Origin of the sequence: Tropicibacter naphthalenivorans (genome assembly GCF_900176475.1) — a bacterium.
Lineage (GTDB): Bacteria > Pseudomonadota > Alphaproteobacteria > Rhodobacterales > Rhodobacteraceae > Tropicibacter > Tropicibacter naphthalenivorans.
Window position 1 is genome coordinate 290,621 of the sequence record NZ_FWXX01000001.1, and the last position, 25,671, is coordinate 316,291.

28 protein-coding genes are annotated in these 25,671 nt (G+C 62.9%); 25 read left to right on the top strand and 3 right to left on the bottom strand.

Features of this window, described 5'->3' with window-relative positions; translation table 11 throughout:
- Positions 1-197: 197 nt before the first annotated feature.
- Positions 198-1,394, bottom strand: coding sequence for a DNA-processing protein DprA (dprA, locus tag B9A11_RS01400; RefSeq protein WP_083499740.1), 1,197 nt, complete (start codon positions 1,392-1,394; stop codon positions 198-200).
- A gap of 191 nt (positions 1,395-1,585) precedes the next feature.
- Positions 1,586-3,007, bottom strand: a complete 1,422-nt coding sequence (tldD, locus tag B9A11_RS01405) for a metalloprotease TldD (protein WP_058246125.1) — start codon at positions 3,005-3,007, stop codon at positions 1,586-1,588.
- 192 nt (positions 3,008-3,199) lie between these two features.
- Between tldD and coxB the strand changes: the two genes are divergently transcribed.
- From coxB to B9A11_RS01460, 11 genes are all read left to right on the top strand, one after another.
- Complete coding sequence (gene coxB, locus B9A11_RS01410; protein ID WP_058246124.1) at positions 3,200-4,075, top strand: cytochrome c oxidase subunit II; 876 nt, start codon at positions 3,200-3,202, stop codon at positions 4,073-4,075.
- 80 nt (positions 4,076-4,155) lie between these two features.
- Positions 4,156-5,085, top strand: a complete 930-nt coding sequence (gene cyoE / locus B9A11_RS01415; RefSeq protein WP_058246123.1) for a heme o synthase — start codon at positions 4,156-4,158, stop codon at positions 5,083-5,085.
- Between the two features lie 4 nt (positions 5,086-5,089).
- Positions 5,090-5,287: an SRPBCC family protein gene (locus tag B9A11_RS01420; RefSeq protein ID WP_058246122.1), complete on the top strand. Its 198-nt coding sequence runs from the start codon at positions 5,090-5,092 to the stop codon at positions 5,285-5,287.
- The gene (locus B9A11_RS01425) at positions 5,277-5,861 is read left to right on the top strand and encodes a cytochrome c oxidase assembly protein (protein WP_058246121.1); all 585 of its coding nucleotides are present in this window, start codon (positions 5,277-5,279) and stop codon (positions 5,859-5,861) included. The genes B9A11_RS01420 and B9A11_RS01425 overlap by 11 nt, the downstream gene beginning before the upstream one ends.
- Positions 5,862-5,881: 20 nt before the next feature.
- Positions 5,882-6,682, top strand: a complete 801-nt coding sequence (locus tag B9A11_RS01430; protein ID WP_058246120.1) for a cytochrome c oxidase subunit 3 — start codon at positions 5,882-5,884, stop codon at positions 6,680-6,682.
- Between the two features lie 97 nt (positions 6,683-6,779).
- Positions 6,780-7,454 (top strand): SURF1 family protein, encoded by a 675-nt coding sequence (locus tag B9A11_RS01435; RefSeq protein WP_058246119.1) that lies wholly within the window; start codon positions 6,780-6,782, stop codon positions 7,452-7,454.
- Between the two features lie 3 nt (positions 7,455-7,457).
- Positions 7,458-8,846, top strand: coding sequence for a threonine synthase (gene thrC, locus B9A11_RS01440; RefSeq protein ID WP_058246118.1), 1,389 nt, complete (start codon positions 7,458-7,460; stop codon positions 8,844-8,846).
- The gene (locus B9A11_RS01445) at positions 8,843-10,105 is read left to right on the top strand and encodes a M16 family metallopeptidase (protein WP_058246117.1); all 1,263 of its coding nucleotides are present in this window, start codon (positions 8,843-8,845) and stop codon (positions 10,103-10,105) included. The genes thrC and B9A11_RS01445 overlap by 4 nt, the downstream gene beginning before the upstream one ends.
- A complete protein-coding gene (locus tag B9A11_RS01450; protein WP_058246116.1) occupies positions 10,105-10,689 on the top strand; it encodes a GNAT family N-acetyltransferase in 585 nt (194 codons plus the stop codon). Before B9A11_RS01445 ends, B9A11_RS01450 begins: the two co-directional genes overlap by 1 nt.
- 73 nt (positions 10,690-10,762) lie before the next feature.
- Entirely contained in the window at positions 10,763-11,587 is an 825-nt protein-coding gene (locus B9A11_RS01455; protein WP_058246115.1) for an MBL fold metallo-hydrolase, read from the top strand.
- 58 nt (positions 11,588-11,645) lie between these two features.
- Complete coding sequence (locus B9A11_RS01460) at positions 11,646-13,049, top strand: FAD-binding oxidoreductase (protein WP_058246114.1); 1,404 nt, start codon at positions 11,646-11,648, stop codon at positions 13,047-13,049.
- Here B9A11_RS01460 and B9A11_RS01465 read toward each other — a convergent pair.
- Complete coding sequence (locus B9A11_RS01465) at positions 13,039-13,920, bottom strand: lytic transglycosylase domain-containing protein (protein ID WP_083499739.1); 882 nt, start codon at positions 13,918-13,920, stop codon at positions 13,039-13,041. The genes B9A11_RS01460 and B9A11_RS01465 overlap by 11 nt on opposite strands.
- Positions 13,921-14,271: 351 nt before the next feature.
- On the opposite strand from B9A11_RS01465, the gene B9A11_RS01470 reads away from it, so the two are divergent.
- The 14 genes from B9A11_RS01470 to B9A11_RS01535 all read left to right on the top strand — a co-directional run bounded on the left by B9A11_RS01470 (position 14,272) and on the right by B9A11_RS01535 (position 25,620).
- Positions 14,272-14,451 (top strand): hypothetical protein, encoded by a 180-nt coding sequence (locus tag B9A11_RS01470; protein ID WP_058246113.1) that lies wholly within the window; start codon positions 14,272-14,274, stop codon positions 14,449-14,451.
- Positions 14,452-14,559: 108 nt separating this feature from the next.
- Entirely contained in the window at positions 14,560-14,739 is a 180-nt protein-coding gene (locus B9A11_RS01475) for a hypothetical protein (protein ID WP_058246113.1), read from the top strand.
- A 110-nt stretch (positions 14,740-14,849) separates the two neighbouring features.
- Positions 14,850-15,029, top strand: coding sequence for a hypothetical protein (locus tag B9A11_RS01480; RefSeq protein WP_058246112.1), 180 nt, complete (start codon positions 14,850-14,852; stop codon positions 15,027-15,029).
- A gap of 105 nt (positions 15,030-15,134) precedes the next feature.
- Positions 15,135-15,314: a hypothetical protein gene (locus tag B9A11_RS01485; protein WP_058246111.1), complete on the top strand. Its 180-nt coding sequence runs from the start codon at positions 15,135-15,137 to the stop codon at positions 15,312-15,314.
- Between the two features lie 200 nt (positions 15,315-15,514).
- Positions 15,515-16,369, top strand: a complete 855-nt coding sequence (gene cpaB / locus B9A11_RS01490) for a Flp pilus assembly protein CpaB (RefSeq protein WP_058246110.1) — start codon at positions 15,515-15,517, stop codon at positions 16,367-16,369.
- Between the two features lie 215 nt (positions 16,370-16,584).
- Positions 16,585-18,021 (top strand): type II and III secretion system protein family protein, encoded by a 1,437-nt coding sequence (locus B9A11_RS01495; protein WP_058246109.1) that lies wholly within the window; start codon positions 16,585-16,587, stop codon positions 18,019-18,021.
- Between the two features lie 18 nt (positions 18,022-18,039).
- A complete protein-coding gene (locus B9A11_RS01500) occupies positions 18,040-18,705 on the top strand; it encodes an OmpA family protein (protein WP_234988703.1) in 666 nt (221 codons plus the stop codon).
- Positions 18,706-18,999: 294 nt separating this feature from the next.
- Positions 19,000-20,241, top strand: a complete 1,242-nt coding sequence (locus B9A11_RS01505) for an AAA family ATPase (RefSeq protein WP_058246108.1) — start codon at positions 19,000-19,002, stop codon at positions 20,239-20,241.
- Between the two features lie 19 nt (positions 20,242-20,260).
- Positions 20,261-21,706: a CpaF family protein gene (locus B9A11_RS01510; protein WP_058246107.1), complete on the top strand. Its 1,446-nt coding sequence runs from the start codon at positions 20,261-20,263 to the stop codon at positions 21,704-21,706.
- Between the two features lie 6 nt (positions 21,707-21,712).
- Positions 21,713-22,678: a type II secretion system F family protein gene (locus B9A11_RS01515; RefSeq protein WP_058246106.1), complete on the top strand. Its 966-nt coding sequence runs from the start codon at positions 21,713-21,715 to the stop codon at positions 22,676-22,678.
- 11 nt (positions 22,679-22,689) lie between these two features.
- Entirely contained in the window at positions 22,690-23,664 is a 975-nt protein-coding gene (locus B9A11_RS01520) for a type II secretion system F family protein (protein WP_058246105.1), read from the top strand.
- Positions 23,665-23,698: 34 nt separating this feature from the next.
- Positions 23,699-24,229 carry a tetratricopeptide repeat protein gene (locus B9A11_RS01525; RefSeq protein ID WP_234988704.1) on the top strand — a complete coding sequence of 177 codons (531 nt, stop codon included), beginning with the start codon at positions 23,699-23,701 and terminating at the stop codon, positions 24,227-24,229.
- Between the two features lie 32 nt (positions 24,230-24,261).
- On the top strand, positions 24,262-25,110 hold the full coding sequence (locus B9A11_RS01530; RefSeq protein WP_058246103.1) for a tetratricopeptide repeat protein: 849 nt from the start codon (positions 24,262-24,264) through the stop codon (positions 25,108-25,110).
- 15 nt (positions 25,111-25,125) lie between these two features.
- Positions 25,126-25,620: a prepilin peptidase gene (locus B9A11_RS01535; RefSeq protein WP_058246102.1), complete on the top strand. Its 495-nt coding sequence runs from the start codon at positions 25,126-25,128 to the stop codon at positions 25,618-25,620.
- The last annotated feature ends 51 nt before the right edge of the window (positions 25,621-25,671 follow it).

Genomic DNA, 25,671 nt, shown 5'->3' on the forward strand with positions numbered 1-25,671 from the left:
CCTCGTGAAATGGTTTTTCGGACCTCTACAGAGCCCGCGTATGGCGACCACAGATGTGGGGCGCAAGGGGGAATTGTCAATGTGGGTTGCCTTGCCGCGCGGGTTTGATCGCGTTTTTGCGTTAAACTTTGGTCAATTTTCGGCCCGTTTCGGCACCTGCTTGGCCCCGGTTTGCTCCCGGCTTCCCGCCCCAAACGCTATGCGCCGCGCACGCCCGGGATCAGCGACAACAGACCGCCCGCGTGGCGTTGCACCCGGCCGTCAAGCTCCAGGTCGGTCAGCGCAGGCGTGACCTTGCCGGGGTTTGTGCCCAGCTCACGGATCAGCTGATCCTCTGGCAAAGGCGCAGGGCTGAGCCGCGACAGGATCTGACTGTGCAAAGAGGCCGCCTCTTGCAAGGTGCGCTGTTCGGGCGGTGCCTTTGGAATGTCCACGGGGGGGATGCCCACGGGCGGCGCAGGGGCAAGCGGCAGCTCACCTTGCACAGCGGCCCCGTCCTCCGGCGGCAGGGATTCGAGAATATCCTCGACGTTGCGCACCAGCCGTGCGCCATCGCGGATCAACAGGTTACAGCCGCTCGCCCGCCCGTCCAGCGGATGCCCCGGCACCGCCAGCACTTCGCGCCCCTGGTCGAGCGCGTTGCGAGCGGTGATCAACGAGCCGGACTTGGCGGCGGCCTCGACCACCACAACCGCTTGGGACAGGCCCGAAACGATCCGGTTGCGCATGGGGAAATGCCGCGCGATGGGCTGCGTGCCCATGGGCATTTCCGACAGGCGCAGGCCGCCCTTTGCCGCGATGTCCTCGGCCAGCTTGGTGTTCTCGGACGGGTAGAGCACATCGACGCCCCCCGCCAGTACCGCGACGGTCCCGGTGTCCAGCGCCGCCAGATGCGCTGCCGTGTCGACCCCGCGCGCAAGGCCAGAGGTCACGACCAGCCCCGCCTTGCCCAGCCCCTCGGACAAGGTGCGCGCCATCCGCAGCCCCAAGGAGGAGGCATTGCGCGCCCCCACCAAGGCCACAGAGCGGCGACGCAAAACGCCCACATCGCCCACCGCCCAAAGGATCGGCGGCGCGTCGGGCAAATCCATCAAGGCCTTGGGGTAGTCTGGCGCGCCGTGGCACAGCATCCGCGCCCCGCGCAGCTTGGCCGCCTTGAATTCGGCCTGGATGACGCCCATCGGGCAAATCTCGTAGTTTTCGACCCCGGCGGCACGAGCCACCTCTGGCAATGCCTCCAGCGCAGCGGCGGCGCTGCCGTGTTCGGCGATCATGCGGTGAAAGGTCGTCGGCCCCACACGACGAGAGCGCAAGAGACGGAGCCAATCCACACGATGATCTTCCGTGGTGGGTGGGAGTGGGGGGTGAGTGGAAGAGTAGCTTTCGTCGCGCATCTTGTCCCCGTCGTCTTGCAGGAACAGGTTTAACGTGTGCTAGGTTAACCAGAAGTAAACCGGAAAGAGAAAAATGCACGTCATATAATTAAGGCGCTGAATCTTTGAGAGAATTAGTTCAACCCCCAAGCAAACCTGGCGTCACCCAACATGCAAACGCCGCCAAACCAAAGGCCCGGCGGCGTTAATATTCAGGCCGCAGCGCCGCCCACGGTCAGCCCGCCGATCATCACCGTGGGCTGACCGACGCCCACCGGAACCCACTGCCCCTGCTTGCCGCAATTGCCCATGCCGGGATCGAGCGCCATGTCGTTCCCCAGCGCCTTGATCTGGTTCAGCGAGGTCGCGCCATCGCCGATCAGCGTCGCCCCCTTGACCGGCGCGCCGACCTTGCCGTTCTTGACCCGGTAGGCCTCTGTGCAGCTGAACACGAACTTGCCGTTGGTGATGTCCACCTGCCCGCCGCCAAAGCCCACGGCCCAGATGCCATCCTTGAGATCGGCAACAATGTCCTGCGGGTCGGCGTCGCCCCCCAACATATACGTGTTGGTCATGCGCGGCATGGGAATGTGGGCATAGCTCTCGCGGCGCCCGTTGCCGGTGGGCTGAACCCCCATCAGGCGCGCGTTCTGGCGGTCCTGCATGTAGCCCACAAGGATGCCGTCCTCGATCAGCACATTCTTACCCGACGGCGTGCCTTCGTCGTCGATGGTGATGCTGCCGCGCCGGTCGGGGATGGTGCCGTCGTCCAGCACGGTCACGCCCTTGGCCGCGACCTGCTGGCCCATCAACCCGGCAAAGGCGCTGGAGCCCTTGCGGTTAAAGTCGCCTTCCAGCCCGTGGCCAATCGCTTCGTGCAGCAAGATGCCCGGCCAGCCCGGCCCAAGCACCACGTCCATGACACCCGCCGGGGCCGGTTCCGCCGACAGGTTCACCAAAGCCACGCGCAGCGCCTCCTTCGCCTTGGATTTCCAATCCTGCGGGTCCAGCAAACCGTCCAAGGCGACACGCCCGCCGCCCCCCGCCGAGCCGGATTCGCGGCGGCCGTTTTCCTCGACAATAACGCTGACATTCACACGGGTCATCGGGCGCACATCGGTGACCAAACCGCCTTCGGGCCGCAGAATCGCCACCTCTTGCAAGGACGCCGCAATCGACGCCGTCACCTGCACCACGCGCCTGTCCAGATCGCGGCAGTAGGCGTCAATCTCGCGCAGAGTCTCGACCTTGACCGGAAAGGACGCGCCCTCGATCGGGTCGGAATCGGTATAAAGCGCGCGGTTGGTGCCCGCGGGCGGCGGCGCCATCACCCCGCCCCCGTCGCCAATCGCCAGCCGCGCGGTTTCCGACGCGCGTTTCAGCGCCGATTCGCTGATCTCGGTGGAATGGGCGTATCCGGCGACCTCGCCTTTGACCGCGCGCAGGCCGAATCCCTCGGCTGCGTCATAGCTGGCGGTTTTCACCCGCCCGTCATCCAGCACGAGGGATTCGGAGCGGCGCCGTTCAAGGAACAATTCACCGTCTTCCGCCCCTGCAAGGGCAGTTTTCAAAGTGGAAAGTGCGCTTTCACGATCCAGATGTGTCTCAAAAGGTAGGAAAGGGGCATTTGACATATGGACCTCAGGCTTGATCTAGATCAAAAAAGCGGCGCTTTGCCGCAAGGCGGGTTCTTTATCCGTGAACTGGAATATGGTTTTAAGGATAGCTGAACGCAATGGGAGGAGACTGTCTGCCGCGGATGTATACCGATGTGGACCCGACCCTTCCGTCCGATGAACTCGAATCACAACCGATCAGGGTGAGATATGCAACTTAAAACGATGTTGACAGGCCTGCTCAGCGCCTTTGTCGCCGCGCCCGCAATGGCGCAATCCCTTGAAGTGGTGGGCAAACCCACCGATGGCGACATGGGCTTTCAGCCCGCCGCAACCAAGCTGGCCGAAGACCTGCAGTGGCTCGATGGCATGATTTTGGTGATCATCACCCTGATCACGCTGTTCGTGACCGGCCTGCTGGCGTGGTGCATCGTGCGCTACAACCGCAAGGCCAACCCGACGCCGGGGTCCTTCACCCACAACTCGCCGCTCGAAGTGGCATGGACCATCGGGCCGATCGTCATCCTGATCTTCATCGGCTCTTTCTCGCTGCCGGTTCTGTTCGACCAGCAGGAAATCCCCGAGGCGGACATCACCATCAAGGTGACCGGCTACCAGTGGTACTGGGGCTATGAGTACATCGGCGAAGACCTGTCCTATGACGCCAACATGATCGGCGCGCCCTACACCGATGGCGACTATCGCAAGACCCCCGAGGTCGTCGCCCAGCTTGAAGAAGCCGGCTACGCCGAAGAAGACTTCCTGCTGGCCACCGACACCGCCGTTGTCGTGCCCGTGGGCAAGACCGTCGTGATGCGTGTCACCGGCGGCGACGTGATCCACTCGTGGACCATCCCCGCCTTTGGTGTGAAGCAGGACGCCGTTCCGGGCCGCACCGCCGAGCTGCACTTCACCCCGAACCGTGAAGGCGTCTACTTTGGCCAGTGCTCCGAGCTGTGCGGCATCGCCCACGCTTACATGCCGATCACCGTCAAGGTCGTCTCCGAGGCTGCCTATGACGCATGGCTGGCCCGCTCCAAGGACGAAGGCGGCTACGTCGACGTTCGCGAAGTTTTGACCAACTAAGACTGTCTGACGACATGCGCCGGGGCTATCTGGCCCCGGTACACACCTGACACTCTGGCACCTGATCCAAAGGCACCCAAATGAGCGACGCAAGCTACGACAGCAGCATCCAGGAAGGCGAAGCGCAGTTCGGCGACTATTTCGCCCTGCTCAAGCCCCGTGTGATGACCCTCGTGGTGTTCACCGCCTTTGTGGGCCTGTTGGCCGCGCCGGTGCCGGTGCATCCGTTTATCGCGTTCTGCGCCGTACTGTTCATCGCCGTGGGCGGTGGGGCATCCGGCGCGCTGAACATGTGGTACGACAGCGACATCGACGCCGTCATGCGCCGCACCGCGAAACGCCCCATTCCCGCAGGCAAAGTCACCCGCGAAGAGGCACTGGCCATCGGCCTGACGCTCTCGGTGTTTTCCTGCCTCTTCCTTGCCTTTGCCACCAACTACCTGGCAGGCGGCCTGCTGGCCTTTACCATCTTTTTCTACGTGGTGATCTACACCATGTGGCTGAAACGCGCGACGCCGCAGAACATCGTGATCGGCGGGGCCGCTGGCGCCTTTCCCCCGATGATCGGCTGGGCGGCGGCGACCGGCGAAATCTCCACGGCCTCCGTACTGATGTTCTGCCTGACCTTCATGTGGACCCCGCCGCACTTCTGGGCGCTGGCGCTGTTCATGCGCTCGGATTACGACGACGCGGGCGTGCCCATGCTGACCGTCACCCATGGCCGCCGCGCCACCCGCGTGCACATCCTTGTCTACACCGTCCTGCTGGCCGCGCTGGCCATCGCTCTGGGGTTCACCCAAGTGGGCGGGCCGGTCTACCTGACCGTCGCCGTGGTGCTGAACGCGCTGTTCCTCAAGGGCGCGGTGGACATCTGGCGCCGCGACGAGGACGCCTCGGAAGGCGACAACTTCCTGACCGAGCGCAAATTCTTTAAACTCTCCCTGCTCTATCTTTTCGCCCACTTTGGTGCGATCCTGATCGAAGCGGGCATCGACCGGATGGGGTTCTGATCACATGGCACTGACCAAGGAACACGAACTTCACACCCGCCGCCGCAGCCGTAATGTGGGCCTCGGCCTGACGCTGGCCGCCTTTATCGCCATCGTCTTCGGCATGACCTTCGTCAAGGTCACGCGCGGCGGCTTTGCCCCGAACCCCAGCCCGGTGGCCACTGCTCCAGCAGGGCAACAAGGAGGCGCGAATGGCAACTAACAACAACGGCAAGACGGTTCTGCAACTGGTCGGCGTGGTGGTCTTTATGGGCGCTATGGCCTGGGCTTCGGTGCCGTTCTACAACTGGTTCTGCGCGGTCACCGGCTTTGGCGGCGCAACCCTGACCGCCGAGGCCACCACCGGTGAAATCCTCGACCGCAAGATCAAGGTCAACTTTGACGCCAACACCGAACAGGGGATGCCGTGGGAGTTCAAACCCGCGCAGCTGTCCATGGAGGTGCGCATTGGCGAAGAGGGGTTGGCGTTCTACGAGGCCTACAACCCCACCGACAAACCCGTCGCGGGCCAAGCCAGCTACAACGTCGCGCCTTTTCAGGCCGGCAGCTACTTTAGCAAGATCGAATGCTTTTGCTTTACCGAACAGGTGCTTATGCCCGGTGAGCGCATCCAGATGCCGGTCAGCTTTTTCGTGGATCCCGAGTTCGCGACCGACCCCAATACCAAGGGGATGAAACACATCACCTTGTCCTACACCTTCTACGAGATCGACCTGCCCGAAGAGGCTCAGGCGGCTCTTGAAACCAACGAAGACGCGAAAGCGTCTGTGAACTAACGCCTAACGAGGGAAACGCCATGGCGCATGCTAAGAACCACGACTACCACATTCTGAACCCCTCTATCTGGCCGCTGTTGGCCTCGGTCTTTGCTTTTGTGATGCTGTTCGGCGCGGTCATGTTTATGCATGACAACGGCCCGTGGATGCTGATCATCGGCTTTGTTGGCGTGCTCTACGTCATGTTCGGCTGGTGGGGCGAAACCATCAAGGAAAACCAGGTGGGCGATCACACGCCGGTCGTTCTGATCGGCCTGCGCTATGGCTTTATCCTGTTCATCATGTCCGAAGTGATGTTCTTCTTTGCGTGGTTCTGGAGCTTCTTCAAGCACGCCATGTACCCCATGGGCCCCGACAGCCCGGCAATCGACGGCGCATGGCCGCCCGCTGGCATCGAGACGTTTGACCCGTGGCACCTGCCGCTGATCAACACGCTGATCCTGCTGTGCTCGGGTGCGGCGGCGACCTGGGCGCACCACGCTCTGGTCCACGAGAACAACCGCAAGGACATCAAGTCCGGTCTGACCATCGCGATCCTGCTGGGCCTGATCTTCTCGGTGTTCCAGGCGTATGAATACTCGCACGCGGCCTTTGGCTTCTCGGGCAACATCTACGGCGCGAACTTCTTTATGGCGACGGGCTTTCACGGCTTCCACGTGATCGTCGGCACCATCTTCCTGTTCATCTGCCTGATCCGCACGATGAAGGGCCACTTTACCCCGGAAAACCACCTCGGCTTCGAGGCGGCGGCCTGGTACTGGCACTTCGTTGACGTCGTGTGGCTGTTCCTCTTTGCCGCAGTCTACGTCTGGGGCGGCTAAGCCAGTCAGGTTGGGTGTTGCACCTGACCGATACTAAGGTAAACCAAGGCGCGCCCAGTGTGGCGCGCCTTTTTCGTTCGGCCTAGTCGGAGAGCCCGTGAAACGCATCCTCGCCCCTGCCCTGTTCGGCCTGATCGGCATTGCGATCCTCGTGTCCCTTGGCACTTGGCAGTTGCAACGGCTGGAGTGGAAGCGTGCGATCCTCGACCGGATCGAAACGACCATCGCCGGTAATCCCCAGCCCCTGCCCCGCCTCATCAGCCCCGCCGAGCAGACCTATATGTCGGTCGCCATGGACGGCAGCTTTGGCGACGGGGCGCTTTATGTGCTGGTGTCGGTGAAACGCCAAGGGCCGGGCTGGCGCGTCATCAGCGATTTCACCACCCAAGACGGGCGGCGCGTGCTGGTTGACCGGGGCTTTACCCCGATCGAGAGCAAAGCAGCCCCCCGCCCGGGCGCCGCCGCACAGATCACCGGCAACCTGCTGTGGCCCGACGACCGCAATTCCTCGACCCCCGAGAATGATGTCGCTGGCAACACGTGGTTCGCCCGCGATGTGGCCCAGATGGCCGAGGCGCTGAACACCGAACCGCTGCTGATCGTCGCCCGCGACGTGCGCCCTTCGGACCCGACCCTGACCCCAATGCCCGTGGACACCGCCGGCATCCCCAACGACCACCTGCAATACGCGATCACCTGGTTTTCGCTGGCGGCGGTGTGGCTGATCATGACCGGCGTATGGATCATGCGCCGTTTTCAAGGCAAGGACTAACCCATGCGTTACATCTCGACCCGCGGGCAGGCGCCTGCGCTGACCTTTGAAGAAGCGATGCTGTCCGGCCTTGCCCGTGACGGCGGCCTGTACGTGCCCGAAACCATCCCGCAGATGACCGCCGATGACATTCGCGCGCTGAACGGGCTGAGCTACGAGGAAATCGCCTTTCGCGTAATGCGTCCTTTCGTGGGCGATGGGTTCACGGATGAGGTCTTTGCCGACCTGATCGCCAAGGCCTATGCCGGGTTCGGCCACAACGCCCGCGCGCCGCTGGTGCAACTCGCCCCCAATCACTTCCTGCTGGAGCTGTTCCACGGGCCGACGCTGGCGTTCAAGGACTTCGCCATGCAGCTGATCGGCCAGCTGTTCCAAGAGGCGCTGGAGCGGCGCGGCGAGCGTGTCACCATCGTGGGCGCAACCTCGGGCGATACTGGCTCTGCGGCGATCGAGGCCTTCAAGGGTCTGGACAACGTCGACGTCTTTATCCTGTTCCCGCATGGCCGCGTGTCCGAGGTGCAGCGCCGCCAGATGACCACCCCGCCGGAAAGCAACGTGCACGCGCTGGCGCTGGACGGTCACTTTGACGACTGTCAGGCCAAGCTCAAGGACATGTTCAACGACTTCGACTTCCGCGATTCTGTCCGCCTTGCCGGTGTGAACAGCATCAACTGGGCGCGGGTTCTGGCGCAGGTGGTCTACTACTTCTCGTCCGCTGTCAGCCTCGGCGCGCCGGACCGCAAGGTCAGCTTTACCGTCCCCACCGGCAACTTTGGCGACATCTTCGCGGGCTACATCGCCAAGCGCATGGGTCTGCCCATCGACCGTCTGGTGGTGGCCACCAACCAGAACGACATCCTGCACCGCTGCCTGACCGGCGGCGCGTACCAGACGTCGCAAGTGCACCCCTCGATCAGCCCGTCCATGGACATTCAGGTGTCTTCGAACTTCGAACGCGCGCTGTTCGACGCCTACGACCGCGACGGCGCGGCGGTCGCGCAGCTGATGACCGAGCTCAAAGAAGGCGGGTTCAACGTCTCTCAAGGTGCGTTGCAAGCCCTGCGCGAGCATTTCGACAGCGGCCGCGTGTCCGAGGACGAAACGCTGGCGATGATCAAACAGGCCAACGCCACCATGGGCGAACTGCTCTGCCCGCACAGCGCCATCGGTGTCAAAGTTGCCGAAGATTTACGCGACCCTGCCACGCCAATGATCACGCTGGCCACCGCGCACCCGGCGAAATTCCCCGACGCGGTGGAAAAGGCCAGCGGCATTCGCCCGCCTCTTCCCAATCGCATGGCGGACCTCTATGAGCGTCCCGAACGCGTGACGCGGGTCAACAACGACCTCGCCGAACTCGAAGCCCTCATTCAGGAGCGGATCAACAAGTGACCACCCAATTCGCCACGTTGTCCAACGGGCTGCGCATCGTCACCGAACAGATGCCCAGCTTGCAATCCACTGCGGTCGGCCTGTGGGTCGATGCCGGTGGCCGGCATGAACGCCCCGATCAGAACGGCGTGGCGCATTTTCTGGAACACATGGCCTTTAAGGGCACGAACACCCGCACGGCGCTGCAAATCGCCGAGGAAATCGAGGACGTGGGCGGCTATATCAACGCCTACACCTCGCGCGAGGTGACGGCCTATTACGCCCGTGTCCTAGAGGCGGACACCGCGCTGGCGGTGGACGTTCTGGCGGACATTCTGCGCAACCCGATCTTTGACCAAAAGGAAATCGAGACAGAGCGTCACGTGATCCTGCAAGAAATCGGTCAGGCGCATGACACGCCGGACGATGTGATCTTTGACTGGTTGCAGGAAAAGGCCTACCCCGATCAGGCGCTTGGCCGCACCATCCTGGGCGAGGCAGACCGGGTGCGGCGCTTTGATCAGGCCGATCTGGCGCGCTTTGTGTCCGAACATTACGGCCCCGGCCAGTTGATCCTGTCCGCGGCGGGCGCGGTGGATCACGACGCGCTGGTCGCGCAGGCCGAACAGCTGTTTGGCGACATGACCGCGCGCGAGGCGATGACCCCGGACAGCGCGACCTTTCACGGCGGCGAAGCGCGCAAGGTCAAGGATCTGGAACAGGCGCATATGGCGCTGGCCTTTGAGGGGCCGGGATACCGCGCCGACAACTTCTACGCCGCGCAGATTTACTCGATGGTGCTGGGGGGCGGCATGTCCTCCCGCCTGTTCCAGAAGATCCGCGAAGAGCGCGGCCTGTGCTACACGATCTTTGCCCAATGCGGCGCCTATGCCGAAACCGGCATGACGACGATCTACGCGGGCACCTCGGGCGAGGAACTGCCAGAGCTGGCCACGCTGACCATCGAAGAGATGAAGCGCGCTGCCGAGGACATGACCGAGGTCGAGGTTGAACGCGCCCGCGTCCAGATGAAGGCCGGTCTGCTGATGGGTCTGGAAAGCCCGTCCTCGCGCGCCGAACGCATGGCCCGCATGGTGCAGATCTGGGGCAAGGTCCCCCCGATCGAGGACACCGTGGCCAAGATCGACGCCGTAACGCTGGCCGATGTGCGCGCCTTTGCCGAAAATCAGGCGACACAGGCCGCCCCCGCGCTGGCGCTATACGGTCCGGTGGAAACCGCCCCCACGCTGGAGGCGATCCAGTCCCAACGGGCGGCGTAATGCTGACCTTCCGGCGCAAGCTCAAGCTCGAAACCGAGCGTATGACCCTGCGCCCCCCGGCGCATCCGGACTATACGCCGTGGTCTGCCTTGCGCGCGGAAAGCCGCGATTTCCTGACCCCGTGGGAGCCGACGTGGTCGCCCGATCACCTGTCGCGCAAAGCCTTTACCAACCGGGTGTACTGGGCTTCGCGGTCGATCAACTCGGGCAGCGCGGTGCCGCTGTTCCTGATCCACCGCGACACCCAGGAACTGCTGGGCGCGATCACGCTGGACAACATCCGGCGCGGGCCCGCGCAGGCGGGCACCCTTGGCTACTGGATCGGCGAGCGCCACGCCCGCCACGGTTACATGTCCGAGGCCATCGCCGCCGTGGTTCACCACGCCTTTGAACGCATGGGCCTCAGCCGGGTAGAGGCCGCCTGCCTGCCGGAAAACGTGCCTTCGCGCGGGCTGCTGGAACGCTCTGGTTTCAAATATGAGGGCGTCGCGCAAAGCTATCTGCAAATCAATGGCCGCTGGCGCACCCATGTGCTGTACGCCGCCCTGCGCGGCGATCGGCGCGGCAAAACCGACGTCGGCTAAGCCCGTTCACGACAACGCGATGCGCCGCGCGCGCGAATCGGCGTAGCCTTTCCCCCGTGAAAGGAGACCGCCCATGTTCCGCCTGCTCACTGCCCTGCTGCTGCTGGCCACCTCGGCCACCGCAGCCGCCGCCCAAGACGCGCGCCGCCCCAGCCATTGCATCGCCATCGCCGACGCCGCGCCAGGGCTGCAATACCTGCACAAGGCCAGCTTTCGCGACCCGCTGCCCGACTATAGCGTGCGCATCCATTACATCGCCCACGCCGCCTTTTTGATCCAGACGCGCGGCGGGCTGGAGGCGGTGACCGACTACAACGGCTTTATCGGCAACACCACGCTGATCCCCGACATCGTCACCATGAACCACGCCCATGACACCCACTGGACCGCCGCCGTCGACCCGGCGATCCCGCATGTGCTGCGCGGCTGGGGGGATGAGTTTGGCGCAGGCGCGGACCACCACCTCGACCTTGGGGAAATGCTGGTGCGCAATGTGTCCACCGACATCCGCTCGGGGCGCGGGACGGAGCCGCGCGGAAACTCGATTTTCGTGTTCGAAGCCGAAGGGCTGTGCATCGGTCATCTTGGCCACCTGCATCACGAACCCACCGACGCGCAATACGCCGCGCTGGGGCGGTTGGATGTGGTCATGGTGCCGGTGGACGGCGGGATGACCCTGCCGCTGGACACCGTGGTGCGCGTGGTGAACCGGCTGAAATCCTCTGTGGTGATCCCCATGCACTGGTTTTCCGGCTACGCGCTGGAGCGGTTCCTGACCGACATCTCGGACAGTTTCGCCATCGACCGCCGCGCCGGGCCAGAGCTGACCGTATCCCTGCGCACACTGCCCAGCCAGCCCACGGTGGTGGTCCTGCAACCGGACTGGCTGCGCGACTAGGGTCTACCGCTGCGCATCCTCTCCCGATACAAAAGCGCCAAGACAAAGGGAGAGAGTCATGCACCCCGCCGATGATACCTTTGCCGCCGCTTTGGTCGAGCAATTGCCCGCCGACACCCTGCGCCGGGCAGAGCCGCGCTATCTAGAGGAGCCGCGCGGCAAGTGGCGCGGGCTTTCGCAATGGGTCGCCCTGCCCCGCACCACGCAAGAGGTGTCCACTATCCTCAAGGCCTGCAACGCCGCCCGCGTCGGCGTGGTGCCCTATGGCGGCGGCACGGGGCTGGTGGCGGGGCAAGTCAGCACCGATGGCGCGGCGCTGATCCTGTCGCTGGAACGCATGACCGCGATCATGGGCGTCTACCCGCAAGAGAACGCCGCCGTGGTGCAGGCGGGCGCGATCCTTGCGGATGTGCAGGCCGCCGCCGCCGAGGCGGACAGGCTGTTCCCGCTGTCGCTGGCGTCCGAAGGCTCCGCCCGCATTGGCGGTTTGCTCTCGACCAACGCGGGCGGGGTGAACACACTGCGTTACGGCAATGCCCGCGATCAGGTGCTGGGGCTAGAGGCGGTTTTGCCCGACGGCCAGATCTGGAACGGGCTGAAACGCCTGCGCAAGGACAACACCGGCTACGATCTGCGCCACCTGTTGATGGGGGCCGAAGGCACGCTGGGCGTGATCACCACCGCCGCGCTGAAACTGCAACCGCGCCCCGCCGTGACCGGCACCGCCCTGCTGACCGTCGCCTCGCCACAGGCCGCCTTGGACCTGCTGTCACTGGCGCGCACGCAGATCGGCGACGGGATCAGCGCGTTCGAGTTGATGCACCGCATGGGCTTTGACTTTCTGCGCGAGACGCTGCCGGACATCCGCCAACCGTGGGAGAGCCCGCCGGAATGGGCCGTTCTGATCGAACTGGGTCTTGGCCGCGATCAATCCCCGCAAGAGGCCTTGGAAACGCTTTTTGCCGAAAGCTTTGAGGCGGGGCTGGTCAGCGACGGGCTGATCGCGCAGTCGGCGCAGCAGGCGCAGGACTTTTGGAACATCCGCGAGCATATCCCCGAGGGCAACAAGCGCATCGGCTCGATCTCTTCGCAGGACATTTCCCTGCCGCTCAGCGCCATCCCCGAGTTCATCGCCACCGCCGGCCCCGCGCTGGCCAAGCTGGGCGATTTCCGCATCAACTGTTTTGGCCACGTGGGCGACGGCAACCTGCACTATAATGTGTTCCCAGCGCAGGGGCGCAGCCGCACCGACTATAATGTCAGCGACGCGGTAAAGACCTGCGTGCACGATCTGACCGACAGCTTTGGCGGCTCGGTCAGTGCCGAGCATGGGCTTGGGCGGCTCAAGGTCGGCGATCTGGAACGCTACGGCGATCCGGCCAAGCTGGCCGCCATGCGCGCGATCAAGGCCGCGCTGGACCCGAACGGGATCATGAACCCCGGCGCGGTGCTCAGTTCATGATCTGAAAGACGCAGCCGTCCGACACCAGCTCGGGCGGGGTGCTGCACAGGCGTTTGGCCACGTTAAAGGCCGCCAGCACCTTTGGCACGTAATCGCGCGTCTCGGGATAGGGCGGCACGCCGTTGTTCTTGCCGATCGAATTCTCGCCCGCGTTATAACCCGCCAGCACGAGGATCGGGTCGCCGTTGAACTTTTCCATCAGGAAGTCGAGGAACTTGACCCCACCACGAATGTTCTGCGCCGCGTCCAGACTGTTCTCCACGCCAAAGCGCGCCGCCGTATCGGGCATCAGCTGCATCAACCCTTGCGCCCCTGCCCCGCTGACCGCATCCACCCGGCCAGAGCTTTCGACCGCAATCACTGCGAGGGCCAAAGCGGGTGACACCCGCGTGCCCACGGTTTCGCGCAGCAAGTCAGTGCCATGGCGCGCGGCGATCTCTTGGAGCAGTTGCAGGCGCGGCGCGGGCACCGATTGCCCCGCCGGCCCCTGCGCCAAAGCCACGAGAGAGGGCGCAAGCCGCCCCGGCCCGGTGGCCGACAGCTCTGGTGAGACAGTGGACCAGAACCAGCCATAGGTCGGGGCCGCTACCGCAGGCGCCACCGGTGCCACCGCCGCTGCAACCGTCGCAGCCGCAGCCGGGGGCGCGGCATTATGAACGGGCGGCACCGCCGGATTGGCGCGCGGCGCGATCTGCACGGTGATCCGTTTCTTGGTCCCGGCGCTTGGCGGCTTGACCCGCTTGGCGGAAAAGGTCGCAAAGGGCGACGGGGCCTTGGCGGCCTCCTGCGCAGTGCCAGCGCCCGCAACGCTTAGACACAGAGGCAGACTCAGCGCGAGACTCTGGGCCAGACATATGATTCCAATTTTCATGACCTGCTCTTGGCCCAAGTGTTTTGTGTTTTTCCCAATATCGCACAAAACGGGTTTTGACGCCACTATCGTTGCACAAGAGTAAACAGATGTGCCTTAACTTATTACCCAAAAGGATAGGCCGGGGCGCGAAAGGCGTAGCGATCCTACTGTTTTGAAAGGAAAAACATCCTTTTCAAAGGTTTTCTTTCGTGCCTTTCACTTACTACAAAATCAATCCAATCATGCCCAAATCTCGCCCCAAAGCGGGGGCTATATATGCTCATACCAAACGGGAACAGGGCAAAGAGAGAGGCCCGCTATAAAGCCCCGACGGTTAACGTGAGCAACGTATATCTACGGAGAGAGACCATGATGAACTTTATCAAAACCTTCCGCGCATCCGAAGACGGCGCAGTGACTGTTGACTGGGTTGTCCTGACCGCAGCAGTCGTGGGCCTGGCCGTGGCCGCCTACACCACCATCGAGACCAACTCGACCGGCCTGATCGACGCAGCGGCCGCACGTGTCGCCCTCGAAAACGACTACTAATTCCGGGCGCGGCCTGAGCGCCGCATGAGGACCTGAGGCGCGCACCCGATGCGCGCCCGCCTCCCCCGACCAACTCTAGGGCCGACAGGCCAAACAAGGACAAAGACCATGATGAACTTTATCAAAACCTTCCGCGCATCCGAAGACGGCGCAGTCACCGTTGACTGGGTTGTTCTGACCGCAGCCGTCGTGGGCCTGGCCGTGGCCGCCTACACCACCATCGAGACCAACTCGACCGGCCTGATCGACGCAGCAGCGGCACGTGTCGCTCTGGAAAACGACTACTAAGTCGGCGCGGCCTGAGCGCCGCGTGATCTGAGGCGCGCGACTTGATCGCAAGGGCGCGCGCCGTCCCCACCAGACACTCGGCCAAACAGGCCAACCAAAGGATTACTACCATGCTGAACTTCATCAAAACCTTCCGCGCATCCGAAGACGGCGCAGTCACCGTTGACTGGGTTGTTCTGACCGCAGCAGTCGTGGGCCTGGCCGTGGCCGCCTACACCACCATCGAGACCAACTCGACCGGCCTGATCGACGCAGCAGCGGCACGTGTGGCCCTCGAAAACGACTACTAAGTCGACTGCATCGCACATCGCCAAAAACAAGGCATAGCGCGCGTTACCTAGCGCGCGCTCCGCGAAACCGGAAATCACTTCCCCTTTCCTTTCACGGAGACAGCGATGCACAAGCTCTTGAAAACCTTCGCCAAACACGAAGACGGAGCTGTCACCGTCGATTGGATTCTTTTGACCGCGGCCATGGTCGGGTTTTGTATCGCCGTTTACACGGTGCTAGAAGACAGCACGATCGGGCTGGCTGATGCCGCCGCCGCAGAGATCCAGTCTCGGGACAACTACTAACAAGCTCGCGCCTTGAGGCAGACATGCCCAAGGCGCTGGTTTGCGTTCTGGCGGCCATTCTCGGCCCCCGCCGGGACGGCTGCGATGCCCTCAAAGCGTCATCGCTTCGGCAAGATTTCACCACATTGTCGAAACATGATGGAAACATCTTCCCCCATGGTCGTCTGCGGATGACCTGAACCGATTACAGAGGTGCCCCCATGCGAATGGTATTCGGACTAGTCCTCGTTGCAGGCTTGGCCCTTGCAGGCTTTGCCGTCTACATGGCGCAGAATTATATCGGCGCCTATGAAACCGCTCTGCTCGAAGAGCGCCAGAAATCCACCGCCGCCGTGCCCACGCAGATGATCTATGTGACCTCGCGTCCCATCGCCTATGGCGAGCAGATCCTGCCCGAGGACGTGCAACTGGCCCCCTGGCCCACCGAAATCCTGCCCGAAGGCGCGTTTGACGAAGAAAACCCGCTGATCAGTGAGGAAGGCCTGCCCCGCGTGGCCGTGCGCGCCATGGAAAAGTTCGAGGCCTTCATGGACGTCAAGGTCTCTGAGCCCGGCGGGGACGCGGGCCTGACCTCGCGCCTTGAAAAGGGCCAGCGCGCCTTTGCCATCAAGGTGGACGTGACCTCTGGTGTGTCGGGCTTCTTGCGCCCCGGTGACCGCGTGGACGTCTACTGGACGGGCCGGATGCCGGGCAACGATCCCAACCTGCCGCAGGGCGACGTGACCAAGCTGATCCAGACCGGCGTGCGCCTGATCGCCATCGACCAAAGCTCTGAGGCGGACAGCACCGCGGCCTCCATCGCCCGCACCGTGACCGTCGCCGCCAGCCCGCAGCAGGTCGCCGCCCTTGCCCAGGCGCAATCCACGGGCCGCCTGTCGCTGTCGCTGATGTCGCTGAACGACGACACCGTCGCCGAAGCCATCGAGGTCGACCAGCGCTCGCTCTTGGGTCTGCAAAAGACCGAAAGCGCCGCCCCCACCACGATCAAGCCCTGCGTGATGCGGGTTCGCCGTGGCGCGGAAGTGGTCGAAAAGCAGATCCCCTGCACCAACTGACTGGCACAGGCCAAGCGCTTTCAACCGCTTAACTGATCCAAGGCCCCGTTCTGCGGGGCCTTTTGCCGTGCGCTGCATCGCTATGTTGCGGGTTATCCACATTTAAACCCGGCGCGAAGCCATTGATTCTTGCATAAAATCTGAAAATCCCCCATGCTTAGCGAAAATGCGGGCAACAAGACCCGCGACAGAGGCGTGATCGAAAGGCAGGTCACATGAAGTTTGAGAGTATTCTAAAGGCCGCCCTGATTGGGTTGGCTGTTAGCGGCGCACCTGTGGGCAACGTGGCGCAGGCAGAGTCCATTCGCGTTGTGCGGACGGGCACCGAAGCCGTGTTGAACGTTCCCATGAACCGCGCGGTGGTGATCGAAAGCGAACAAAGCTTTGCCGAACTGTCCATCGCCAACCCGGCCATCGCGGACCTGTCGTCGCTGTCTGATCGCACGATCTATGTGCTGGGCAAGGCACCGGGCACCACGACGCTGACGATCCTCGATGCCCAAGGGCAGCTGATCACCAACGTCGAAGTGCGCGTCGCCGCCGATGTGACCGAGTTCAAGGAGCGCCTGCGGCAGATCCTGCCCGACGAAAAGATCGAAGTGCGCACCGCCAACGACGGCATCGTGCTGTCGGGAACCGTGTCGTCGACCGCGCGGATGCAGCGCGCGCTGGATCTGGCCGAACGCTACGCGCCGGAACGTGTGTCCAACCTGATGGTGGTGGGCGGCATCCAACAAGTTATGCTCAAGGTCCGCTTTGCCGAAATGCAGCGCACCGTCGCCAAAAGCCTGCGCGCCTCGCTGGCCACGGGCGGCTCGACGCTGGGCGGTGATCTGGGACTTGAACTGGGCACCGGTCAGGCCGCCACCGTGGCCGAACGCGATCTGGTCGCGGACAAGCTGATCCCCAAGCGGACCGGCACCGAGGGCACCGTGCTGTTCGGCTTTAACGCGGGCGGCCTCGAAGTGGGCATCATGCTTGAAGCCCTTGAAAACAAAGGTGTTGTGCGCACCCTGGCAGAGCCGAACCTGACCGCCCTTTCGGGCCAGGAAGCGAAATTCCTCGCGGGCGGCGAATACCCGATCCCGGTCAGCCAGCAGAACGGCTCGATCACCATCGAATTCAAACCCTTTGGCGTCGAGCTGAACTTTATCCCGCGCGTGATCGACGGCGATCTGATCAACCTCGAACTCGAAGCGGCGGTCTCCTCGATCGACACCAACAACTCGATCCAGCTGTCCTCGATCAACATCAACGCCTTCAAACGGCGCGAGACGCAGACCACCGTGGAACTGCGCGACGGCGAAAGCTTTGCCATCGCGGGCCTGTTGATGGACGACTTTACCGACCTGAACGCACAGGTGCCGTGGCTGGGCGATGTGCCCGTGTTGGGCGCGCTGTTCCGCAGCGCCGACTACCAGCGCGAGCAATCCGAGCTGGTGATCATCGTGACGCCGCATCTGGTCACACCGACGCGCGGCGAAGCGCTGGCGCTGCCGACCGACCGCGTGGTCCCGCCCAGCGAGCGCGACCTGTTCCTGTTCGGCAAGACCTCGGCCACGCCGGGCAAATCCAAAGCGCCGCAAAAGGGCGCCGCGGGCGAAGTGGCCAAGCAGGATTTCAGCAGCTCTTACGGCTACGTGATGGACTAAATGATGCAGGGGCAACGGATGATACGGGCATTGACGACGGGCCTCACGCTGGGCCTCGTGCTGGCGGGTTGCAGCAACGATCCTGCGGGTGGCATGGCAGCGTTCAACCGCGAGGCGGGCGCGCTGATCGACACGGGCGATTTCGGCAATGCCACCATGAACAACCACCAGTACATGACCGGCGAAAAGCAGTACGTCTTTGACCTGTCCCAGCGCTTTGCGACCGAGGTGCTGACCACGGTGAACTTTGCCTTCAACAGCGCGCAGCTGGACGTGGGCGCGCGCGACACCCTGCGCGAACAGGCGGCGTGGATCCGTCAGTTCCCCGAGGTGCGGTTCCGCGTTTATGGGCACACCGACAAGGTCGGCTCGGCCGGGTACAACAAGGCGCTTGGCCTGAAACGCGCCAATGCCGTGGTGAATTTCCTTGTGACCCAAGGGGTTGGCCGCGACCGCCTGGAGGCGCTGGTCAGCTACGGCGAGACCCAGCCGCTGATCGTCACCGATGGCCGCGAGCGCCGCAACCGCCGCACCGTCACCGAGGTGTCGGGCTTTGTCGGCAGCCATCCGACGGTGCTCGAAGGCAAATACGCCGAGATCATTTACCGCGAATACGTGAACAGTGCAGAGCCCGCCACCGGCCTTGATGGCATCCAGGGCGCGGACTTCCAGATCACCGACTAACCTTCAAAGGGCGCGCCAGACACCACGGCGCGCCCTTTAAGCTATTGGAAACGCACATTGTCGTGACTGTTTCCCCCGGCGCGCCGCGCCCCCTTTGCCAGATCACCACCGTGCAGAAATGACGTACAATTTCGGTTTTTTGGCCTAAATGTTGCCGCCTTTCCCAGCGATCTTACTCCCAAGGACCAGTGCGCCGACCCGACTCGGCGACCGGGGGACCTGCACAGGGGTGGGCGATTATCGTTAACAAGCCTTCCCCTTTGCCGGTGCACCGCACAACAAAGGACGTAAGGCATGACGAGTACACCATCTCACGCAGAGCCGGCCCCGATCGTGGCCTGCACGATCAGCCGGGATGTGCAGAATTTCGACCTGCTTATCGAGGACATGGAAGCGCTTTTGGGCGAGGGTTGGGGCGATCTCGGCTTTGCCGAGGCGCTGCCGTTCCTCAGCCAGCCCGAAGCCAGCGAGATGGAGTTCGTCGCCATGGCCATCGACGCCATCGACGAGCCGGAGCTGGCCCAGCTGAGCACCATCATCGCCGGGGCCAAGGAACGCGGTGTCAAGGTGATCCTCATCGCCGAGGACGTCACGCCCGCATCGCTGCACACGCTGCTGCGTCAGGGCGCCGATGAATTTGTCCCCTACCCCCTGCCCGAGGGCGAGCTGGCCGCCGCCGTGGAACGGCTGCGCACGCCGCCCCCCGCGCCCCAGCTTCCCGCCGAAGTCGCCGAGCAAGGCGTCAAGCTCAAGAAAGGCGGCGATGGCGTCCTGATCGCCGTTCAGGGCCTTTGCGGCGGGGCCGGTGCAACCACCGTTGCGGTCAACCTGGCCTATGAGCTGGCCACCGGGGTCAAAGACAAACAACCGTCGATCTGCCTGATCGACTTTGGCCTGCAATTCGGCTCTGTGGCGACCTACCTTGATTTGCCCCGCCGCGAGTCGGTGTTTGAACTGCTGTCGGACGTGGAAACCATGGACGGCGACAGCTTTGGCCAGGCGCTGGTCAGCTTTGAGGGCAAGATGGACGTCTTTACCTCGCCCGCCGATATCCTGCCGCTGGACATGATTGGCCCGGTCGAGGTGCAGCGCATCCTACAGGTGGCGCGCGAACACTTTGACTATGTGATCGTGGACATGCCGTCGACCATCACCCAGTGGACCGAAACGGTCCTGACCGAGGCGCAGATCTACTTTGCGCTGGTCGAGCTGGACATGCGCTCGGCCCAGAACACGCTGCGCCTGAAACGCGCGCTTCAGGCCGAAGAGCTGCCCTTTGACAAAATCCGCTTTGCGCTGAACCGCGCGCCGAAATTCACCGATCTTCAGGGCAAGAGCCGCGTCAAGCGCATGGCCGACAGCCTTGGGATCGCGCTGGACCTGCAATTCCCCGACGGGGGCCGCGCCGTGATGCAAGCCTGCGATCACGGTCTGCCCTTGGCCACCCACGCGGCCAAGAATCCCCTGCGCAAGGAAATCGTCAAACTTGCCCAACAGCTCAACGCGCTTGGCGCGGATGATGCCGAAGCGGCCTGATCGGTAAGAAGGAACGAGCATGTTTTCCCGATACAAAAAGCCCGGCTTGAAAGAAGCGGCCCCGGTCAAGAAGCCCGAAGCCGCCGCCCCGGCTGCGCCCGCCCCCGAGCCGAAAAAGTCGGTGGCCGCCCGCCGCCCTGCCCCGCAAAAGGTCGCCGCCCGCGCCCAGCCCGCCGACAAAGAGAAAAAGCGCAAGGAACGTCTGGGCGAGGTAAAGCTGGAACTGCACCGCGCGCTGTTGGACAACCTCAACCTTGCGGCGCTGGATCAGGCGTCCGAGGCGGAACTGCGCGAGGAAATCTCGGAAATCGCGTCGGAGGTGCTGCAAGAAAAGGGCATGGTGCTGAACCGCGACGAGCGCCGCGCCATGATCGCCGACCTGTATGACGAGGTCAAAGGCCTTGGCCCGCTGGAAACCCTGCTCAAGGACGAGACGGTTTCGGATATCCTGGTCAACGGCCCGCACCAGATTTTCGTAGAACAAAACGGCAAGCTGTCGCTGTCGGACATCACCTTCAAGGATGAAAAGCACCTGATGCGGATCATCGACAAGATCGTGTCCGCCGTGGGTCGCCGTGTCGATGAATCCAACCCCTACGTTGACGCCCGTCTGCAAGACGGCTCGCGTTTCAACGCCATGGTGCCGCCGATCGCCATCGACGGATCTCTGGTGTCGATCCGTAAGTTCAAAAAGGACAAGCTGGGCATCGACGATCTGGTCAAGTTCGGCGCCTTCACCGAGGAAATGGCCGTCTACTTGCAGGCCGCCGTGGCGACGCGCCTGAACATCATCGTCTCTGGCGGTACCGGTTCGGGTAAGACAACCACGCTCAACGCGCTGTCCTCCTTCATCGACGACAGCGAACGCATCCTGACCATCGAGGATACGGCGGAACTTCAGCTGCAACAGACCCACGTGGGCCGCATGGAAAGCCGCCCGCCCAACGTCGAAGGCAAGGGCGCGGTCACCCCGCGCGATTGTCTGAAAAACGCGCTGCGGATGCGTCCTGACCGAATCATCGTGGGGGAAACGCGTGGCGAAGAAGTCATCGACATGTTGCAGGCCATGAACACCGGCCACGACGGGTCCATGACCACAATCCACGCCAACTCTGCCCGCGACGGCGTCGCGCGTCTGGAAAACATGATCGCCATGGCCGGGATCGAAATGCCGCTCAAAGCCATGCGCAGCCAGATCTCTAGCGCTGTGAACCTCATCGTGCAGGCCTCGCGTCTGCAAGACGGCTCGCGCCGCATGACCTCGATCACCGAGATCACCGGCATGGAAGGCGACGTAATTTCCATGCAGGAACTGTTCCGCTTTCAGCGCGTCGGCCTGACCCCCGACAACAAGATCATCGGCCACTTTACCGCGACCGGTGTCCGCAGCGCCTATTCCGAGCGCTTCCGCATGTGGGGCTACGACATTCCGCCCTCGATCTATGAACCCTTCCGCCCGGAGTAACCTGCGATGTTGAGTGCAGAACCCATTATCTATGGCCTGATTTTCGTCGGCGTTCTCGTGCTGGTGAACGGCGCGTATCTGGTGATCTTCGGCAAGTCGATCAGCCTGTCGAACAAGGTCAACCGCCGCCTCGAAATGCTCGAAAAGGGCACCCGCCGCGAGGACGTGCTGGCGCAGCTCCGCAAGGAGATGGACCAGCATATGAACTCGCGCTCGCTGCCCTTGTATTCGCTGCTGGCGGACAAGGCGCAAAAGGCCGCGATCGCCTTTACCCCGCAACAGCTGATGATGGTCATGGCCGGGGCGTCGGTCTTTGCCTTTGTTGGCCTGACCGTCGGCACCGAAGCCACCACCCCGATCAAGGCGGTGATGTCCGTCGCCATGGGCGTCGGCGGCGTGTTCATGTGGGTCAGCTCCAAGGCGAAAAAGCGCCTGACCATGATCGAAGAGCAACTGCCCGACGCGGTGGAACTGATGGTGCGCTCCTTGCGCGTCGGCCACCCGTTCAGCAGCGCCATCACCATCGTGTCCAAGGAAATCAAGGACCCGCTGGCCACCGAATTCGGCATCATCGCCGACGAGGCCGCCTATGGCCGCGACATGGGCGAGGCGCTGAAACACATGGCCGAACGTCTGGACATGCAGGACATGCGCTTTCTCGCGGTGGCCGTGGCGATCCAGCAGCAGGCCGGGGGTAACCTTGCGGAAATCCTTGATGGTCTGGCCAAGGTGATCCGCGCCCGCTTCCGCCTGTTCCGCCGCGTCAAGGCGATCACCGCCGAAGCGCAGTGGTCCGGCAAGTTCCTGTCCGCTTTCCCGATCATGGCCCTGATTTTCATCCAGGTGGCCAAGCCCGACTACTACGACGGTGTGATTGATCACCCGTGGTTCATCCCCGCCTGCTTTATCGTGGGCATCATGCTGGCGCTGAACATGATCGTCATGCGTATGCTGGTTAACATCAAGGTTTAAGGACGCTGCCAATGTTCGATTCAATCAACACCATGATCGTGGATATGCTCGGCCCGGCCGGTCCGCTGATCGTTGTCGCCGGCCTTGCGGTCTTGATGATCCTCGGCACCATTCCGTTCATGCTGAACGCCAAGCCCGACCCGATGGACAAGCTCAAGCAGTCGGGCCGCGAAAAGATGGATGCGCAGACCCGCGCCGTCCTGCGTGACAAGCGCAAGAACGAAAAGCTGAACAAATACGCCCAGTTCCTCGAACCGCAGGACGAAAAAGAGCTGGGCGACGTGCGGATGAAGCTGCTGCAAGCGGGCTATCGCACCAAGGACGCGGTTCAGCTGTACTACTTTGCGCAGATGGCGCTGGGGCTTGGCTTCCTTGCGCTTGGGGTGGCGTATTTCCTGCTGGCCGTCGATCCGGCCACGGCGTCGATGAACAAAAAGCTCATGACCATCCTTGGGCCGGGCGTCGTCGGCTACATGGCGCCCAAATATTGGATCACCAAACGCGTGGCCAAGCGTCAGGAGGAAATCCAGCAAGGTTTCCCCGATGCGCTCGACATGATGCTGGTCTGCGTCGAAGCCGGCCAGTCCATGGAACAGTCCATCGTGCGTGTGGCCAAGGAACTGCGCGGCTCCTACCCGGCGCTGGCCGATGAGTTCGAAATCATCAGCCACGAGATGAAGGCCGGTAAGGATCGCGGGCAGGTTCTGAACGATATGTCCGACCGCTGCGGGGTGCAGGACGTGTCCAGCTTTACCACCGTTTTGAACCAGGCGCAGACCTTTGGTACCTCGATCGGCGACGCGCTGCGGGTCTATGCGGGCGAAATGCGTGACAAAAGGGTCATGCGGGCGGAAGAAGCTGCAAACAAACTGCCGACAAAGATGACCCTTACCACTATGATGCTGACAGTGCCGCCGCTGCTGATCATCCTTGTGGGTCCGTCGGCTGTCGGCATTACGCAAATGGGTGCAATGGCCGGTAACTAACGACATGACAAAGGCTTTTTTAGCCGCAATCGTGATGCTTTCCCTGGCCGCCTGTTCCGCAGGCGGCCTTGGTGCGTCGCGCGACAATCCTTATGCGCCCGCCGTCGATCCGCGCGGCGAGGCGGTCGACGGGCTGATCGTGGGCCACCGCCTGATGGAGGCGGGGCAATACGATCTGGCGCTGAAAAACTTTACCCGCGCCGCCGGGGAACACGGACTGACCGGCGAAGTGCTGGTGGCGCTGGGGTCGGCGAACCTTGCCCTGGGGCGGCTGAACCAATCCGAAGAGCTGCTGCGCCGCGCGGTCAAGGCCGAACCGGACTGGCCCGAGGCGTGGAACAACCTTGGCGTTGTGCTGATGGAACGGCGCAAAATCCCCGAAGCGTCCGAGATTTTCAAACGCGCCTATGCCCTTGATAATGGCGAAAGTGACGCAATCCGGGACAATTTGCGCTTGGCGCTCGAAAAAGTCGAAAATTCCCTGTACGATAATGTTAACGAACAAGACTATAAACTCGTGCGCCGGGGCAGTAGCCAATACTTGATCCGACGGGTGCCGGGATAAAAAGGCAGAGCAGTTAAAAGGACGCAGGCAACATGCGCCATCCCATGATCGTACTTTGCGCGACCGCTGTGGTTGCGCTGTCGGCCTGTGAAAAGGGCATCGATACCGCCGAAATGGATCGCAAGTTCCAAGGCGTGAACGTCATTGATGAAAGCAACCTCAACGAGGTGATGCTCGCCTCTGGCGACCCGAACGAGGCCGTGTCCTACTTTCAACGCTCGCTGACGGGCGCGCCGGATCGCATCGACCTGATGCGCGGGCTGGCGATCTCTTTGATCCGGGCCAAGCGCATCTCCGAGGGTAAGATCGCCTGGGCCAAGGTGGTTGACCACAAGGACGCCACCGACGAGGACCGCGTCCAGCTGGCCGACGCGCTGATCCGCGCAAACGATTGGGAAAAGGCGGAAAAAGTGCTAGACACCATTCCGCCGACCTATGAAACCTTTAAACGCTACCGCCTTGAGGCGATGATCGCTGACGGCAACAAGGAATGGAAAAAGGCCGACAGCTTTTACGAAGTCGCCATCGGCCTGACCACCACCCCGGCGTCGGTCATGAACAACTGGGGATACTCGAAACTGACCCGCGGCGACTACGCCGAGGCCGAACGCCTGTTCACCGATGCCATCCGTCAGGATCAGGCGCTGTTCACCGCCAAGAACAACCTTGTTCTGGCGCGCGGTGCGCAGGGCAAATACACCCTTCCGGTTGTGCCCATGACCCAGATCGAGCGCGCCCAGCTGCTGCACTCCATGGGGTTGGCGGCGATCAAACGCGGCGATGTGGAAATCGGCAAAGGTCTGCTGCGCGAGGCGCTGGACACCCACCCGCAGCACTTCGAAGCGGCGGCTCTTGCGCTCAAGGCGCTTGAGAACAGCTAACGGACGGCCCACGCCATGATGATCTCTGCCAGCACTGCGCTGTGGTTCGCCCTCTTTCTGGTGCCGATCTGCCTGTATGTCAGCTTTACCGACATGAAGGCGCTTCGGATTCCCAACCACGCGGTCATGGCGATGTTCGTGATCTACGTGATCGTCGGCTTTTTCGCCCTGCCGCTGGATGCCTACCTGTGGCGCTACGTGCACCTGATCGTGGCGCTGGTCGCCGGGATGGCGCTGAACGCCGGCGGGGCCATGGGCGCGGGCGATGCAAAATTCATCGCCGCCGCCGCGCCGTTCATCCACCTTGGGGATCTGCGCTTTTTGGTGGTGATGTTCGCCGCGACCCTGCTGGCGTCGTTCTTTGGGCACCGCATCGCGCGCCATTCGCCGCTGCGCAAGTTGGCCCCCGGCTGGGAAAGCTGGTCCTCGGGCAAGCGGTTTCCCATGGGCTTGCCGCTGGGCGGGGCGTTGGCGATCTATCTGCTGATGGGCGCGATATACGGGGCGTGAGCCGGGGGAGCGTGACGCCGGGATCAAAGCGGCGTTAACGCCCCGCAAAGT